Source organism: Streptomyces sp. DSM 40750, assembly GCF_024612035.1.
In the GTDB taxonomy this organism is placed as follows: Bacteria; Actinomycetota; Actinomycetes; order Streptomycetales; family Streptomycetaceae; genus Streptomyces.
Map to the genome: position 1 here is coordinate 205,131 of NZ_CP102513.1, position 14,544 is coordinate 219,674.

Sequence of the window (14,544 nt, forward strand, 5' to 3'; positions counted from 1 at the left end):
GGCCATCAGAGCAGCCAGCGGTTGCGGCTGACGAACGGCAGCCGCGCCCACGCCTTGCCCAGTCCCCAGGTGGCGCCGGCGCCCGCGACCGCCAGGGCGATCAGGACGATGGCGTAGATGAGGTGGTAGTCGGCGAACGGGTTGGTCGACATGCTCGCCGAGCCGTCGGAGAGGTGCTTGGCCGGCGGCCACTCCGCGATCCACATGAAGGCCATCATCACGGTGCCGGCGACCGCGGCTAACCGCAGCCCGATGCCCGCGATCAGGGCGACGCCGATGCCGAGCAGGCCGAGCATGAACAGCCAGTCCGCCCAAGCGGCGCCGGCCCAGTCGTGGAAGGTGGACTCCATCGGGCCGACGGCGACACCGCCGAGGAAGCCCTTGGTGGGCGAGCCGCCGTCGATCCAGCCCTTGCCGGAGCCGGTCGCATAACCGAAGCCGAAGGTCTTGTCCAGGAACGCCCACAGGAAGACGAACCCGGTCAGGAGACGGAGCCCTGCGAACACGTACGCCCGGGTCGCCGTCGCGCCGGCGGTCGTCTCGTCGGCGGAGACGGGAGCCGTCCCCGCCCTGTGCCGGGACGGGAAGCGGAATCCCAGATGCCGGTGGGGGTGGTCGTGCACTGCCATGATGCTCATCCCTTTCGAGGGGCGCGACGCGCGAGATGTTGGACGACTCTCGTTGCACCTTCAATGTCCCGCGTCGTCAACACCCGTCGGAGGGGCTGCACGGCCCGGACCGAGGGCCGAACGGCCCGCTGTCCGGGCCCCATTGGCATCGGTCAGCCGTCCCAGGACCAGTCGGCGACCTCCGGCAGGTCGGTGCCATGGACGCGGATCCACCCGTGGTGACGCAGCCGTGTGTCCTCCATCCGCTGTCGTACGGCTGCGGCGCGCACCGCCAGGCCGGGGACGCGGTGGATGACGCCCATGACCAGGCGGTAGCGGTCGAGGTCGTTGCGGACGACCATGTCGAAGGGTGTCGTCGCGGTGCCGATCTCCTTGTAGCCGCGCACATGCAGGTTCTGGTGGCCGGTGCGGCGGTTGGGGAGGCGGTGGATCAGCCAGGGGTTGCCGTGTTAGGCGAAGATGACCGGCTTGTTCGGGGTGAACAGGCTGTCGTACTCGAAGTCACTCATCGCGTGCGGGTGTTCCTCGGCGGGCAGCAGCCGGGCGGCGGCCGGCACCTCCTGGGTGGGGACGTCACCGGCCGCCGCGAGCACCTCGCCCGGCTCCCGATCGCCGTTCTCCGTGCCGGCCCACTCCCAGATCCCGGCGCCCCGCGCACAGTGGACCTTGGCCTGCTCCATGGTCAGCCAGTCGAAGCAGGGCTGTTTGCCGGCCACGATCACGTTGACGTAGTCGCGGCTGCGCAGCGCGTGACCGCCACCGACAGGAGGGTGTTGGCGTCCGGCGGCAGGTAGACCCGCACGACCTCAGGACTCTTGTTGAGGATGTGGTCGACGAATCCGGGGTCCTGGTGGGAGCAGCCGTTGTGGTCCTGGCGCCAGACGTGCGAGGTCAGCAGGTAGTTGAGGGAGGCGATGGGGGCGCGCCAGGGCAGGCGGCGGGTGACGCGCAGCCACTTGATGTCCGGGAGAGGAGTGGACGCCTGCCGCGTGTCGACGGACATCATGAGGTCCCTTCCGGGTCGGGGGTCGGTCGGAGGTGCGTGTGGGTCCGTACCTCCTCCCCCTCCCCCACCCGGGGGGCTCCCGACAGGGCCGACCGGGCCATCCGCTCTACCGGTGTGCTCGTCTTCAGGTCGTCGGCACCAGCACCACGGGGCAGTGGGAGTGGTGCAACAGGACATGCGCGACCGGGCCGAGCGGTGGACCGAGCCGGCCCACGCGTCGGCGCGTGCCGATGATCACGACGCCGGCCTCGCGGGTACCCGCCAGCAGGGCGTGGGCCGGGCCGGTGCGGACCGTGCGGCTGTCGACCTCGACCTCGGGGTACTCCTCCCGCAGTCGGGCGACGCTGAAGCGCGGCACGGCTTCTTCCGCCCGGTCGTTCCGGGCCTGGCGCTGCTGGCCGGGGCTCGTCGCGGCTACCAGCGAGGGCAGTTCCGGCGTGGTGTGCCGGTGCGTTGCGGAGTGCACGACGCGCAGCCGGGCCCCACGCCGGGATGCCTCCTGGAAGGCATAAGCGGCTGCGGCCTCATCGGCGTCGCTCTCCAGGCCGAGCAGCACCTCGCGCCCCTCGTCGCGAGGGTGATCCCCACGGGCGACCAGCAGCGGACCGTGCGCGTGCGCGGCCAGGCGCCAGCTCACCGAGCCGGCCAGCAGACCGGAGACACCGCCGAACCCCCGGGTGCCCACGACGGTGAGGACCGCGCCCTCGCTCTCCCCTGCCAGCACCCGCACAGCGCCGCCCTCCACGGCCCTGGTCTCCACCGGCAGACCGGGATGACGCTCGTGGACCCGCGAGGCGGCCGACGCCAGAACCGGCCCGGCCTCGTCGCGGTCGGCCACGGCGTACACGATGCGCAACGCGGCGCCGCGGCGCGCCGCCTCCTCTGCGGCCCAGTCCAAGGCCCGTACGGCGACCAGTGAACCGTCCACTCCAACGACCACATGGCGGTCAGTCATTTTCCTGTTCCCTTCTGTTCCGTGCGCGGGGTGTGCAGCCCCCGGGGGTGCCGAGGGCGGTGACAAGATCGACGCCCGGTCGGCCGGGCGTCGATCCCGTCGCGGCTCCACGGAGATGCTCGTCGTCCGCGGGCGTCGCGGGCAGAGGCCGACGGAACCCGTCGGCACGCCGTACGGCCCCGTCCCGTCGGGCCGTACGGCCCCGGGCCCGGGCCCGGGCCCGGGCCCGGGCCCGGACGAAAAGAACCGGACGAAAAGAAGCGGGAAGACGGAGGAAGGACCTTCAGGCAGTGAGGTCCACCCCGTACAGGGTGCGTCCACCGACGAGCTCACGGCCGGTGACCAGTTCGGACTCGATACGGACGAAGACCTCCTGCGGCGCGGGCACCCAGGAGACCGGGCCGGTGCGGGCCAGGCGTTCGTATTCGGCCGGGTCGGTCACCACCGTGGCCGACCCGGTGACGACGACGCTCCAGCCGGAGTGCCGGGCCGCGTCGACCTCGTCCGCCTCAAGGGCGACCACCGTGCCGTCGATCGCGCGGACCAGTTCCGAGGCTGCGGAGGTCCGCAGCAGGACCGCGCCGTCGCCGTCCAGGCTGAAGTTGACCGGCAGCACGGCGGGCAGGGCGCGGCGCGTGAAGACGATGCGGCCGATGGGCACCTTGGCCAGCAGCCGCAGGCACTCCTGCCGCCCGAGTTCGCGGAAACCGTCGTTGGGGTACATCAGCCAGCCCGTCTTTCGCCTGGTACAGCGGTACTGCGTTGCATCCATCCTGAGCTGGATGCGGCCCGGGTATGAGGGGCCATCGGTCCCGCCCATGCCGGAGAACGACCCGTGTCACATCGCGATCGATGGGCCTGCGAGTCCGGCCCGTCCGGCGTTTGCGGATGCCCGCGGCCCGGTCGGCCGCTGCGCCCCGCCGGACAGGCCCAGCAGATCCGGCAAAACCGGGCGGTAGGGCCGATCGGCCCTTCCCGCACCTCGCCTTGCCCTGTTTTCTCGGACCATGTCCGAGAACGACCCCAGGTCCGCGCCTCACCACACGGAACGCACCGTCGGTGAAACCACCGTCGTGGAGCTGCGCGGCGAGATCGACATATTCACTGCGCCGTCCCTCGCGGCCCGGCTGGATGCCCTCACCGCCGACCAGCACCCCGATCTGGTCCTGGACCTGCGTGTCACGGCCTTCATCGACTGCACCGGCCTCGGGATCCTGTGCCGGGCACGGAACCGAGCCGAGGCCCGGCACGGCCGGCTCCGGCTGGTCACCGACAGCGCGCTCTTCCGGCGGATCCTTCGCGCCGTTGACCTGGCAGGTGTCTTCGAGCTGCACCCCAGCCTGGGCACGGCCCTGGCCCATACGCCGCAAGCTGCCGCCGCGGGTTGATGACCCGGCGGATGGGCTAGCGACTCGCCGGCGCGTCGTCGAGCGCCATGCGCAGGGTGCGCCGTGGGCTCGCAGCGCCTTCGGGGCCGTATCCGAGACGGATGAGCATCTGCACATGATCGGTCCGCCCAGGCGTCGGGCTCAGGGAACGGCGCAGGTCCGGCCACTCCAGCGCCTGGTGCAGGAGGGAGGCGCGCAGACCGTGTGCCGTGGCGAGGAGCCACGCGTGCTGGAGCGCTTGTCCGGCCCGCAGCCAGTCGGCGCGGCGGTCGTGCTCAGTGATCAGCACAGCAACGATGGGTGTCGCCTCGAACGGCCGGGCGACCAGCCGCTCGGCGTGCCGCTGCGCGGTGAAGTCCCGCAGGGGAAGGTGTTCGCGTGCGTCCTGGGGGCCGAGCACCGCCCGTGGCATGCCCACATCGGGACCCGGCTCCAGGTCTCGGTGCACCCAGCGGCTGCTCTCCGTGGCGCGGTCGGTGTCGACGCGGTTGCGGCGCTCGGCCTCTGCGGTCAGGCGGAGCAGGCGTGCCGTCTCGACGGCGTCGGGAAACCAGAGCCGCGCCCCCTCCACACGGGCGGCTTCACCGAGTTCGTTGCGCAGATCCGGTGGCAGCGGCCGCCCCGAGAACGGGAGGCGGCTGCTGTGCCTGCGCCAGATCGCCTCATACAGGTCGGCCCGGTGCCCCGTCGGGCGCCGGGCAACGGACCCCGCCAGGCGAACGATGGCGAGTAGGCCGGGGTCCTCCGGAGAGGGCAACAGGCGCCTCACCGGCGACCATCCGGAGTGCGCGATCGCGACCCGGAGATTCAAGAGGCACGCCCCCACCGAAAGATGCAGGGCACGACCTGCCGGGTCCGTGTGCCGCAGGCCGCGTTCAGGGGCAGCGCGCACCTGGAACATGGCCGACTCGGGATCCATGCGGAACGACCATGGCTGGGTGTTGTGAATCGAGGGCGCGGCGACCGCGGCCGACACGCAGGTCTCCGGAATCACGGAGTCCAGGGATGTGCTGTGCATGATGCCCTCCTCACGCGTCGGCATAGGACAGGGGGTGCTGTTCTCCGAGCGTGAGTGCCCGGCCACGGCCCGGTGAGGGGCCGATGGTCCCGCCGCCGGGCCCGGACGGGCCACACCTCACCGCCTGAGCGGCGTACGGGAATGCAGCCGTGACGTCCCGTCCTCCAGTCCCCCCGCAGGTATGGACTGAACGGCCCAACATCGGCGGCGAGTTGGCCCCCAATCGGCCCTCCCGTGCTGCCTGGTCGGCCCCTGCCACGGCTCGCTCCCGACTGTCACCTTCGTGAACGTCACGACGAGGACGAAGGGCAGACCGATGGACGGCAGCAGGGGTACGAAGAAGCGGCTCTGGCGATGGCGGAACAACCCGCTCCGACGGCGCTACGACATCCTCGAAGCGTGGATCATGCTGTCCGTGTGGGCGGTCACCGCGGTGGGCGGTACCGTCGCCGGCCTGGTGACGGCCCACGCCGCCGACGAGGTGTTCGCCCGGCAGCGCGCCGAGCGGTATTCCGTCCGCGCTGTCCTCCTCAACAACGTCCCGCGGAACGTGGCGGGTGACGGAACCACCAGCGACAAGATCGCCGCGCCAGTCCGCTGGACAGATCCCGACGGCTCCGCCCACACCGACAAGACCTTGGTGGACACCGGGCTGAAGGCCGGATCCAGGATCGTCGTCTGGACGGACGGCCAAGGCGAGATCACCGCCGAGCCGCCGACTCCCACGGAAGCAGCCGTCGAAGCCGACGCCCTGGCCACCGCGGCCGCTCTCGCCTTCGCCGGCCTCGCCTTCGGCGCCGGAACCCTCGCACGGTGGAGGCTCGACCGGCGGCGCATCGACCAGTGGGGCAGGGAGTGGGATCTGGTCGGTCCGCAGTGGAGCCACAGCACCGGATGATCCACGCTCGGCTGTGGAGCCGCGGCCAGGCCGCATGAACGCCACGGCGGTGTCCGCTCGATGTGACAGCCGTGGCCGCGGCGATCCGAGTCCGCCCACGGCCACCGCTGCCCTGGTGAGTCGCAAGCCACGGCTCCCCTGCCGACTTGCCTCGGCGGCCGGATCAACTCCTGCCCGGTTCGGCCCGAAGGTCCGTCGCGATACGGGCCGCCTACTCCTCGATCGCGGTGAAGTCGCGGAAGTCCACGCCCTTTCGTTGCGCAGCATCATCCGGGCGCCCCACCCCTTCGCTCCCTCGTGCAGGCAGCCCCGAAGGTGACGTGCTCCCTGACACCGAGCCGGACCATGGCCTTGTGCACGCCCGGCGCCGGCGGGATGTCCCGCTCCGAGGCCGAGGCGTCGAGCGGGCCGCCACTGAAGAACCACACCGGTCGTCCCGGGTGCGCCAATATCGGCGGACGAAGCGGCGGGCGTCCTTGTGCCGGCGCCCCGCGTACAGGGCGCCGCCGACCACGACGGCTTCGTACGACGCCGCACTCGTCACCGACCGGGCCGGCAGCGCGTCGGCTGTCAGCCCGTCCTTACGCAGGACCGCGGCGACGGCTTCGGCGATCCCGCGGTCGATCCGCTCGTCGTCCCATAGGCGACCAACACGCTGCTGGGCATGATGGTTCGCCTCCGCTCTCATCGTTCCCATGGCCCGTGGCGCTTCGAGCATCCAGCGCGTCGTCCGCCGGCCCGATGCGCTGTGCAGGATGTCTTGGAGCGGGTCGGCCCCAGGGGCAGGGCCACGGCACGGTACCCCTCCCCAAGCCAGGGGACCGTCGGTCCAACGCGTTCCGGCCGCATCTCAGCCGACGGCCAGATCGAGGCGCACCAGGGTCCCCGACCTCCCGTGGACGATCTCGTACGCCGCATCCAGGGCGCCGATGGCGGCAAGGCCCCCGGTGCGTTCGACGAACCGGGCGGCGGCCTCCGTCTTGGGGCCCATGGAGTCGGCGGGGAAGCCTGCGCGGCGCAGGTCGTCGGGGGTGGCGTCGAGGACGGGCTGAGGGTCGCGGGTGCCGTAGCCGGTGTAGACGCACGGCACATCGGTGAGGATGAGCAGGAAGTCGGCCTTGAGTTCCTCGGCGAGCAGGGCGGCGGTGAGGTCCTTGTCGACGACCGCGTTCACTCCGTGCAGGGCGCCGGTGTCGCTGTCGGCGGTGACGGGCACGCCTCCGCCGCCGGCGCAGATGACCAGCGCTCCGCAGGCGAGCAGGTCGTGGATGGTCTCGGTCTCGACGATTCCCTCGGGCTCGGGTGAGGCGACGACTTGGCGCCACCCGCTGGCGTCCTTGGCGATGTGCCAGCCGCGCCTTCGCGCGAGGGTGCGGGCGATGTCCCGGGGGTACACCGGGCCGACGCGCTTCGTGGGCCGCTCGAAGGCCGGGTCGTCCGCCCGTACCAGGGTGTGGGTGACGAGTGCGGCGATCTTGTGACCGGGCAGCGCGTCGTGCAGGGCCCGGACCAGCAGCGAACCGATCAGGCCCTCGGTCTGGGCGCCCAGCAGGTCCAGCGGATAGGGGGCGGTCAGGACCGGGTCGGCCGCGCTCTCCATGGCGAGCAGGCCGATCTGCGGCTCGTTGCCATGGGTGATGACGACCTCGTGTTCGAGAGCGAGAGCGGCAACAGCGGTGGTCACCCGGTCGATGTTCGCCTGCTGCACGGCCGCGTCGGGGCGATCACCCCGGCGCAGCAGGGCGTTGCCGCCGAGAGCGATGACGATGCGCATGGCTTGAGTTCCTCCATGGGGGCCACAAGTACGGCCTTGACGGTGTCCAGCCGGGCGTCTTGCCGTTGACTTGGTAGGGCAGTCAAAGGCGTCCCCGGCTCAGCGATGGACCGGGGTCCGATCAGATCGGCGGGGTGCCTCGGTCGCCCGCAGGACGGCCGACCGGCGACGGATGCGGCGCCGCTGCCCCCGAAGCGCCAGCGCGTCGAGCGCGGCGCTGAGCACAGAAGTGACCGCGGTGGAGATCATCAGGAGGACGGCGAACAACCTCCAGAACTCCGGTGTCAGAGACGTACCCACCATGCACACCCCCTTCTGCCGAGTGGTCTCTCGTCTTCATCGAACATCGAGGACCGTTTCGGCACAGGGTGCCGAAGGACCCGGACGTAGTGCCGGGTGGCCCGGCCATGGGGCCGGGTGGCCCATCGCCCGGCACTGGGGCACGGGAGCACGCTGGACGTGACAGGTTCGTACACCCTGACTGGAGGCACGTCATGAACGCTCCGGCCACGGCCGGCATGCTCCAGGCACTGCCGGCCGAGCACCGTCATCGGCTGATGTGCTTCGCCCGGGAGGTGTCGTTCCCGCAGGGCACCCGCCTCTTCGAGGAAGGCGGCAAGGCGGATCGGTTCTGGATCATCCGTACCGGCACCGTCGCCCTCGACATGCGCGTGCCCGGCCGCCGCGCGGCCGTCATCGAGACCCTCGGGCACAACGAACTCATCGGCTGGTCCTGGCTGTTCGCCCCGCACAGCTGGCACCTGGGCGCCGAGGCGACCAGCCCGGTGCGCGCCTACGAGTTCGACGCCACCACGATCCGGTCGATGTGCAAGGACGACCCCGCGCTCGGCGCGAGCGTCGCCCTGGGGGCACCTCCCACGCCCACAAGGCAGTGGGGGAGGGTGGGCGGTGTCCTCGCCCACCGCCTGCGCTCGGCCCGCACCCGGCTGCTGGACCTGTACGCCCCCTACGGCAGCGGCAGCCTCCTGTGACCGCGCCGAGTGGAAGCGACCGTCGCCAAGGAGACATCATGCACGGCACCCCGCACATCGTCAGCGACGTGATGACCCACACTGTCGCCACCATCGGCCGTGCCGCCTCCTTCAAGGAGATCGTGCGGATGATGCAGGACTGGAAGGTCAGTGCCCTTCCCGTCCTGGAGGGCGAGGGCCGGGTCGTCGGAGTCGTCTCCGAGGCGGACCTGCTGCCCAAGGAGGAGTTCCGCGACAGTGACCCCGACCGGTACACCCAGCTGCGGCGCCTGTCCGACCTCGCGAAGGCCGGCGCGGTGACCGCCGGTGAGCTGATGACCTCGCCGGCCCTGACCGTCCACGCGAACGCGACGCTCGCCCAGGCCGCGCGGACCATGGCGCACGCGAAGGTCAAACGGCTGCCCGTCGTCGACGACGTAGGCATGCTGCAGGGCATCGTCAGCCGCGCCGACCTGCTGAAGGTGTTCCTGCGCGAGGACGAGGAGATCGCCGAAGAGGTCCGCCGGGAGGTGGTGTCGTACCTCTTCCCCGCGTCGACGTCAGCCGCACTCGTGACGGTGCGGGACGGGGTCGTGACGCTCAGCGGCCGCATCCGGGACACGTCCCTGGTCCCCGTGGCGGCACGTCTGATCCGGGCCGTTGAGGGGGTCGTGGACGTGGAGTTCGACGTCTCCGAGCACGGCCGTTCCTCGGAGACGACCCCTGACCCGTCGAGTCACAGCGAGGACGCCTCACCGTCGTGAATCGCCCCGGGTGAACGTTGCAACATCGCGGCGAAGACCTGGCGGCGTTGCGTACGTCCCCGTCGAGCGCGCACCGTCCCTGCGGCGACCACGTCCGCTCCGCGTTGCTGCCTCAGGAGCTGAGGACGCCAGGCCGAATGGACAGCGCGGGGGCGCTACTGCATGGTGCACAACACGCTGCGGCAGCCTCCGGGAATCCCCGTCGAGTTTGGCTGCCTCTCTTACCGCCCTTATCGCCGGGGTTACGGTTCAAGGTCGTTCGGCCTCTGCGTACGCCCCCAGGCACACGCCAGGCTGGTGGCGTCCCGTAGCGGTGGAAGGCGGACCGCCATGGAACAAGTGCTTCTTGCCTCCAACGACCCGTCGGCGCCCAGCCGGAAAGCGGCAGATCGGGCCGCACGAGGCACGGCTGCGCGGTCTGCCGATTCGCGTGGTCCACGGCTCACAGCAGGAAGTGAGCGAGGCCAAGGTGGTCGTGTGCGCTCTGCGCCGGGAGGGTGTCGCCGACTCTCAAACGGCCGGCTCGCCCCTTCCTGCGAACGTCGAAGCCGCGGCCCGGCCGCTCGTGTTCGTCTCGGACGATCTCTCCGCCCCTCGCCGCTCCGAGGGGGTCACGCTCGGCGTGCACGCCTGGTCGCTTCCCGCGTGTGCTGCCGAACTGCCCTTCGCCATACCGGAGGAGGAGCGGCCCGCCTGGGAGGACCAGGAGGTGCAGCAGTTCGCCGATGCGCAGCAACCGTGGCGTGAGAAGCATCCGGAGGTGCCGGTACTCGAGGACGTCGTCCTGTTCACACTGGCGCAGGCCCTGCTCCACTGCTCCGCGGGCGCCGCACTGGTCATGATGGGCCGGAATCCCGGCGCCGAGTGGGGGTACATGATTCGGTCCCTGTTGCGAGAGGCCATGTGCCCCGTAGCCGTGGTGGCGTCGTAGGCGCGGTGACGCTGCGACCCCGGTGCCGGACACCGGGGTCTGGATGGAGCGGAGCATTCCGGCCCGCCCTTATGTGTGCGTCAGCTCGTCGGCGACATGTGCCGCCCACGTCTCGATCGCGGTGAAGTCGCGGAAGTCTCCGCCCTTTCCGTTGCGGAGGATCATCCGAGCGACCCATCCCTTCGCACCCTCCTCCAGACAGCCTCCGAAGGTGACGTGCTCCCTGGCGTCGAGCTCGACCATGGCCTTCTTCACGCCGGGTACGGGCGGGATGTCCCGCTCCGAGGCCGAGGCGTCGAGCGGGCCGCTGCTGAACAGCCACAGGGGGCGTTCGGCCAAGTCGTGGCGGTGCCGACGGAGGAACCGGCGGGCGTGCTTCTGCCAGCGTCCGGCGTACAGTCCGCCACCGACGACCACTGCGTCATACGACGCCGCACTCGTCACGGACTGGGCCGGAAGGGCCTCGACCGTCAGCCCGTGCTTGCGCAGGACATCGGCGATGGCTTCGGCGATCTGGGCCGTCGATCCGTTCGTGGTTCCGTAGGTGACCAACACGGTGCCGGTCATGGCGGTACACCTCCTCTCATACTCGGCGCAGCCAGTCGTCGGCCACGCCGTGCAGCGCCTGCTCCCGGGTGCGCAGGTGCGCGTCGTCCAGTCGGTGGGTAAGCCTGTCGACCACGCCGACCACTCCGCTGATCCGCCGGGTCATCGACAGGGCGATCTCCGTCTCGCTCTTGCGTTCCATGTGGCCGGTGAGGGTGACGACGCCTTCCACCACGGACACGTCGATGCTGCGAGGCGGCAGCCACAGGGTGCGCACCAGTACGTCCTCGATCACCTCATTGCGGAGTTCCCCATCGGGCCGCAGGAATACCTGGAGCAGGTCGCGGCGGGTGACGATGCCGACCAGCCGGTCCGTCTCGTCGAGCACCGGCAGACGTTCCACCTGGTGCTGGGCCATGGTGCGGGCGGCCTCGACGATGGTGTCGTCGGCGTGCGCGGTGACGGGCGGCTCGGTCATGAGCCGGCCGGCGGTGCGGGCATGCGCCTTCGCCGTCTGCCGTCGGGCACCGCGCGTCAGCCCGTGGAGGAACGCGAAGCGACGGCGCGGTTCGTACGGTTCGGGAGTGGCCGCCTGGCGTGCCACCAGGTCCGTTTCGGAGATGACGCCGATGACCTTGTCGTCCTCGTCGACCACCGGCAGCCCGCTGATCCGGTGGGCCGCGAGCAGCCTCGCGACCTCCTTGAACGGGGTACCGTACCCGGCGCGGACGACCTCCGTGGTCATCACGGAGCCGACCTTGTTGTGCTTCATGTCCGTTCCCTCCTCAGCGGAGCCGGCGCAGATAGGGGTCCTGGGGCCTGCACGGCGCCAGGCGGATCCGTGCGTCCAGCACGGTGACGCCGCCCGGTGTCGCGAGGACCGGGTTGAAGTCGGTCTCGGCGAGCTGCGGCAGGTCCGCCGCCATGCGGGACAGCCGCAGCAGCAGCTGCTCCAGCTCCTCGAGGTCGACGGGTCCGTTGCCGTGCGCGCCGAACAGGAGCGGGGCGCAGCGCGGGGATGTGATGAGGTCGTGCACGTCGTGGTCGGTGAGCGGGGCGAGCCGGGCGGCGTGGTCGGCCAGGACCTCTGTGGCCGTACCGCCGAGCCCGAACAGGACGAGCGGGCCGAAGACCTCGTCCTGGACGACGCCCGCGAACAGCTCGGTACCGCGGACGGCGAGCGGCTGCAGTACGACACCGGTCATCAGTCCGGCGAAGCGGGTCTCCAGGTCGCGGAAGGCGGCCCGAATTTCGGAATCGCCGCGCAGGTCGAGGTGGACAGCGTGCTGCTGGCTCTTGTGCACCAGCCCGGGCCAGTGGGCCTTCATGACCACCCGGCCGTCGGCGCCGCGCAGCCGGTCGGCGGCCAGGACGGCGTCGTCCTCCGTCTCGGCCCAGGCCCAGGGGATCTGCGGGATGCCGTAGCAGGCCAGCAGGTCGGCGCAGGTGCGCGGGTCCAGCCAGCCTCCGTCGGGGTGTGCGGCGAGGTAGGTCCCGATGACGGTGCGGGCTCGTTCCGTCTCGACGCCGTCGAGCTCGGGGACGGTCCCGGCGGGCCTGGCGAGCCAGGCCGCGCGGTGGGCGGCGTGCGCCAACCCCCGTGCCGCCGCCTGGGGTTCGGCGAACGACGGGATCGTGCCGTCCTCCGTAGCGGGCAACAGCTCTACGGGCAGGCCCTGTTCGAGCCGTACCACGACGATCGGCTTCGCCCTCCGGCCGGGGATGGAGGTCCCCCCGCTCGAGCGAAGCCGAGAGTGGGGGAGGGTGAGGGCCCGGACGAGGTCATCGCCGGTCGCCGCGGCGACCGCCGTGGGGACCAGGGCCACGAGGACGGCGTCGACGCCGCCGTACCGCATGATCCGGTCCACGCAGTCCGTGAGCTGTTCCTCCGTGACGGCGGCGGTGGCGTCGACCGGGTTGCCCACGGCAGCCCCGTCCGGCAGCACGGCGAGCAGGTCGTCGATCAGTTCCGCGGTGGGCGCCGGGAGCGACAGCCCGGCTTCGGCGCAGGCGTCGGCCGCGAGGACACCGGCCCCGCCCGCGTTGGTGACGATCGCCACCCGGCTGCCCGCGGGCAGCGGCTGCGAGTGCAACAGCGCGGCTGTCTCAAGGAGTTCGCCGATCGACCGGGTGGCGGTGATGCCGGCCTGGGTGAACAGCGCGCCACGGGTCATCGTGCGCGTGGCGGCGGCCGCGGTGTGCGAAGCGGCAGCGCGCCGACCCGCGTCGGTGCGGCCGGCGTCGACGGTCAGTACGGGCATACGGCGGGTCAAGCGCCGGGCGGTGCGGGAGAACGCCCGCGGGCTGCCGAACGACTCCAGGTGCAGCAGGGCGAGGCCGGTGCGGCCGTCGCTCTCCCACCACTGGAGCATGTCGTTGCCGCTGACGTCGTACTTGTCGCCGAGGGAGGCGAAGGAAGAGACGCCGATACCGAGCCGGGACAGCCCGTCGAGCAGGGCGATGCCGACGCCGCCGGACTGCACAGCGACGCCCGCGGTGCCGGGGCGCGGATGTCCGGCAGCGAACGTGGCGTCCAGGCTCAGCTCCGGGTCGGTGTTGGAGATGCCGAGGCAGTTGGGGCCGACGAGGCGCATGCCGTACGAACGGCAGGCCGCCAGCAGGGCTTGGGCCTGGTCGGCGTGGATGCCTGAGGTGACGACGAGGAGGGCCCGTACGCCCGCCTTGCCGCACTCCTCGGCTGTCTCCGGGATCGCGGCGGCAGGTACGGCGAGCACCGCGAGGTCAGGTGTCTTGGGCAGGGCGCTGACCGACGAGTAGGACGGCACGCCGAGAATCGAGTGCGCGGCGGGGTTCACCGCGAACAGGCGCCCGGTGTAGCCGCCCGAGTGCAGCTGGTGCAGGATCGCCCGGCCCACCGAACCCGGCTTGCGCCCGGCTCCGACAACGGCGACCGCCTTGGGCCGCAGCAGCGGCTTCAGGCTGGCGACGTCGGCGGCCCGGCCGCGTTCCTCGACCGCGGTGAGGTAGGTGTCGCTCTGGTCGAGGACGATGGTGCAGCGCACCTCCGGGCCCTCGAAGCGGCGGTCCGTGCGTAGACCGAGGTCGGCGAAGAGCTTCAACACCTCGTGGTTCTCACTCAGCGCGTCGGCCGTGAAGGTCGTGATGCCCTCCGCGCGGGCGGCCGAGACGAGGTGCTCGACGAGCAGGGTTCCGACGCCTCGGTGGTGTAGCCCGTCGGCGACGGCGATGGACACGTCGGCCGCGTCCTTCTCGTCCCCGGTGTCGTACTCGGCGAGGCCGATCACCCGGCCCTGCGTCTCGGCCAGCAGCGCCCGGTAGCCGGTGCGGGGCGGAGCACAGGCCCGGTCGGCGGCCAGACGGGCGGACCGGTGGCTCGCGGCGAAGAACCTCAGGCGCAGGTTCTCCGGGGACATCTCCTCGTACAGCCCCTCCAACCGGTCGTGGTCGCTCGGCCTCACGGGACGGATGCACACAGTGGTGCCGTCAGCGAGCAGGGCGTGGACGGGGGGTCGGTCGGTCACGTCGTGCGTCATCGCGGGACTCCTCCAAGCCTTGTGTCATTTCGAGCATCCGGCGGATCGGGGGGTGGTCCCATGGGCTGTCCGGGGGCGATGCGAGGGCCGATAGGCCCAAGATTTCGCCGGTCGTCCCCGGCCCGGACGCGGGAGGCATGCCTGACAGT

Annotated in this window: 14 protein-coding genes and 2 pseudogenes; 5 read left to right on the plus strand and 11 right to left on the minus strand. The window is 71.3% G+C overall.

Annotated features, from left to right (window positions below):
* Positions 1 to 5: 5 nt before the first annotated feature.
* The 4 genes and pseudogenes from JIX55_RS00995 to JIX55_RS01010 all read right to left on the minus strand — a co-directional run bounded on the left by JIX55_RS00995 (position 6) and on the right by JIX55_RS01010 (position 3,314).
* Positions 6 to 629, minus strand: coding sequence for a DoxX family membrane protein (locus JIX55_RS00995; RefSeq protein WP_257561300.1), 624 nt, complete (start codon positions 627 to 629; stop codon positions 6 to 8).
* 152 nt (positions 630 to 781) lie between these two features.
* Positions 782 to 1,590 (minus strand): annotated as a pseudogene (locus tag JIX55_RS01000) (phosphoketolase); the annotation flags it as partial.
* Positions 1,591 to 1,759: 169 nt separating this feature from the next.
* A complete protein-coding gene (locus JIX55_RS01005) occupies positions 1,760 to 2,590 on the minus strand; it encodes a universal stress protein (protein WP_257561301.1) in 831 nt (276 codons plus the stop codon).
* 283 nt (positions 2,591 to 2,873) lie between these two features.
* On the minus strand, positions 2,874 to 3,314 hold the full coding sequence (locus tag JIX55_RS01010) for a pyridoxamine 5'-phosphate oxidase family protein (RefSeq protein WP_257569177.1): 441 nt from the start codon (positions 3,312 to 3,314) through the stop codon (positions 2,874 to 2,876).
* 283 nt (positions 3,315 to 3,597) lie between these two features.
* Between JIX55_RS01010 and JIX55_RS01015 the strand changes: the two genes are divergently transcribed.
* Positions 3,598 to 3,978 (plus strand): STAS domain-containing protein, encoded by a 381-nt coding sequence (locus JIX55_RS01015; protein ID WP_257561302.1) that lies wholly within the window; start codon positions 3,598 to 3,600, stop codon positions 3,976 to 3,978.
* A 16-nt stretch (positions 3,979 to 3,994) separates the two neighbouring features.
* On the opposite strand, the gene JIX55_RS01020 is transcribed toward JIX55_RS01015, so the two are convergent.
* A complete protein-coding gene (locus JIX55_RS01020; RefSeq protein ID WP_257561303.1) occupies positions 3,995 to 4,996 on the minus strand; it encodes an Acg family FMN-binding oxidoreductase in 1,002 nt (333 codons plus the stop codon).
* Between the two features lie 316 nt (positions 4,997 to 5,312).
* On the opposite strand from JIX55_RS01020, the gene JIX55_RS01025 reads away from it, so the two are divergent.
* Positions 5,313 to 5,894 (plus strand): Rv1733c family protein, encoded by a 582-nt coding sequence (locus JIX55_RS01025; RefSeq protein ID WP_257569178.1) that lies wholly within the window; start codon positions 5,313 to 5,315, stop codon positions 5,892 to 5,894.
* Between the two features lie 211 nt (positions 5,895 to 6,105).
* On the opposite strand, the pseudogene JIX55_RS01030 reads toward JIX55_RS01025, so the two are convergent.
* The 3 genes and pseudogenes from JIX55_RS01030 to JIX55_RS01040 form a co-directional block, all read right to left on the minus strand.
* Positions 6,106 to 6,560, minus strand: a pseudogene (locus JIX55_RS01030) (flavodoxin domain-containing protein).
* A 184-nt stretch (positions 6,561 to 6,744) separates the two neighbouring features.
* Positions 6,745 to 7,668 (minus strand): carbamate kinase, encoded by a 924-nt coding sequence (locus JIX55_RS01035; RefSeq protein ID WP_257561304.1) that lies wholly within the window; start codon positions 7,666 to 7,668, stop codon positions 6,745 to 6,747.
* A gap of 99 nt (positions 7,669 to 7,767) precedes the next feature.
* A complete protein-coding gene (locus JIX55_RS01040) occupies positions 7,768 to 7,971 on the minus strand; it encodes a hypothetical protein (protein ID WP_306819965.1) in 204 nt (67 codons plus the stop codon).
* A gap of 191 nt (positions 7,972 to 8,162) precedes the next feature.
* Between JIX55_RS01040 and JIX55_RS01045 the strand changes: the two genes are divergently transcribed.
* From JIX55_RS01045 to JIX55_RS01055, 3 genes are all read left to right on the plus strand, one after another.
* Positions 8,163 to 8,660 carry a cyclic nucleotide-binding domain-containing protein gene (locus JIX55_RS01045; protein ID WP_257561305.1) on the plus strand — a complete coding sequence of 166 codons (498 nt, stop codon included), beginning with the start codon at positions 8,163 to 8,165 and terminating at the stop codon, positions 8,658 to 8,660.
* 38 nt (positions 8,661 to 8,698) lie between these two features.
* A complete protein-coding gene (locus JIX55_RS01050; RefSeq protein ID WP_257561306.1) occupies positions 8,699 to 9,403 on the plus strand; it encodes a CBS domain-containing protein in 705 nt (234 codons plus the stop codon).
* A gap of 346 nt (positions 9,404 to 9,749) precedes the next feature.
* A complete protein-coding gene (locus tag JIX55_RS01055; RefSeq protein WP_257561307.1) occupies positions 9,750 to 10,334 on the plus strand; it encodes a hypothetical protein in 585 nt (194 codons plus the stop codon).
* A gap of 69 nt (positions 10,335 to 10,403) precedes the next feature.
* Here JIX55_RS01055 and JIX55_RS01060 read toward each other — a convergent pair whose 3' ends face one another.
* Genes JIX55_RS01060 through JIX55_RS01070 form a run of 3 tightly spaced genes read right to left on the minus strand, consistent with a single transcriptional unit; the run spans position 10,404 to position 14,395 of the window.
* A complete protein-coding gene (locus tag JIX55_RS01060) occupies positions 10,404 to 10,901 on the minus strand; it encodes a flavodoxin domain-containing protein (RefSeq protein ID WP_257561308.1) in 498 nt (165 codons plus the stop codon).
* Positions 10,902 to 10,917: 16 nt separating this feature from the next.
* Positions 10,918 to 11,652 (minus strand): CBS domain-containing protein, encoded by a 735-nt coding sequence (locus JIX55_RS01065; protein WP_257561309.1) that lies wholly within the window; start codon positions 11,650 to 11,652, stop codon positions 10,918 to 10,920.
* 13 nt (positions 11,653 to 11,665) lie between these two features.
* Positions 11,666 to 14,395, minus strand: coding sequence for a bifunctional acetate--CoA ligase family protein/GNAT family N-acetyltransferase (locus tag JIX55_RS01070; protein ID WP_257561310.1), 2,730 nt, complete (start codon positions 14,393 to 14,395; stop codon positions 11,666 to 11,668).
* Positions 14,396 to 14,544 lie beyond the last annotated feature (149 nt).

Coding starts and splice junctions, on each gene's coding strand:
- JIX55_RS01015 (WP_257561302.1), top strand. CDS start 3,598: ATGTCCGAGAACGACCCCAGGTCCGCGCCTCACCACACGGAACGCACC.
- JIX55_RS01070 (WP_257561310.1), bottom strand. CDS start 14,395: ATGACGCACGACGTGACCGACCGACCCCCCGTCCACGCCCTGCTCGCT.
- JIX55_RS01025 (WP_257569178.1), top strand. CDS start 5,313: ATGGACGGCAGCAGGGGTACGAAGAAGCGGCTCTGGCGATGGCGGAAC.
- JIX55_RS01045 (WP_257561305.1), top strand. CDS start 8,163: ATGAACGCTCCGGCCACGGCCGGCATGCTCCAGGCACTGCCGGCCGAG.
- JIX55_RS01040 (WP_306819965.1), bottom strand. CDS start 7,971: ATGGTGGGTACGTCTCTGACACCGGAGTTCTGGAGGTTGTTCGCCGTC.
- JIX55_RS01050 (WP_257561306.1), top strand. CDS start 8,699: ATGCACGGCACCCCGCACATCGTCAGCGACGTGATGACCCACACTGTC.
- JIX55_RS01035 (WP_257561304.1), bottom strand. CDS start 7,668: ATGCGCATCGTCATCGCTCTCGGCGGCAACGCCCTGCTGCGCCGGGGT.
- JIX55_RS01065 (WP_257561309.1), bottom strand. CDS start 11,652: ATGAAGCACAACAAGGTCGGCTCCGTGATGACCACGGAGGTCGTCCGC.
- JIX55_RS01010 (WP_257569177.1), bottom strand. CDS start 3,314: ATGTACCCCAACGACGGTTTCCGCGAACTCGGGCGGCAGGAGTGCCTG.
- JIX55_RS01060 (WP_257561308.1), bottom strand. CDS start 10,901: ATGACCGGCACCGTGTTGGTCACCTACGGAACCACGAACGGATCGACG.
- JIX55_RS01005 (WP_257561301.1), bottom strand. CDS start 2,590: ATGACTGACCGCCATGTGGTCGTTGGAGTGGACGGTTCACTGGTCGCC.
- JIX55_RS00995 (WP_257561300.1), bottom strand. CDS start 629: ATGGCAGTGCACGACCACCCCCACCGGCATCTGGGATTCCGCTTCCCG.
- JIX55_RS01020 (WP_257561303.1), bottom strand. CDS start 4,996: ATGCACAGCACATCCCTGGACTCCGTGATTCCGGAGACCTGCGTGTCG.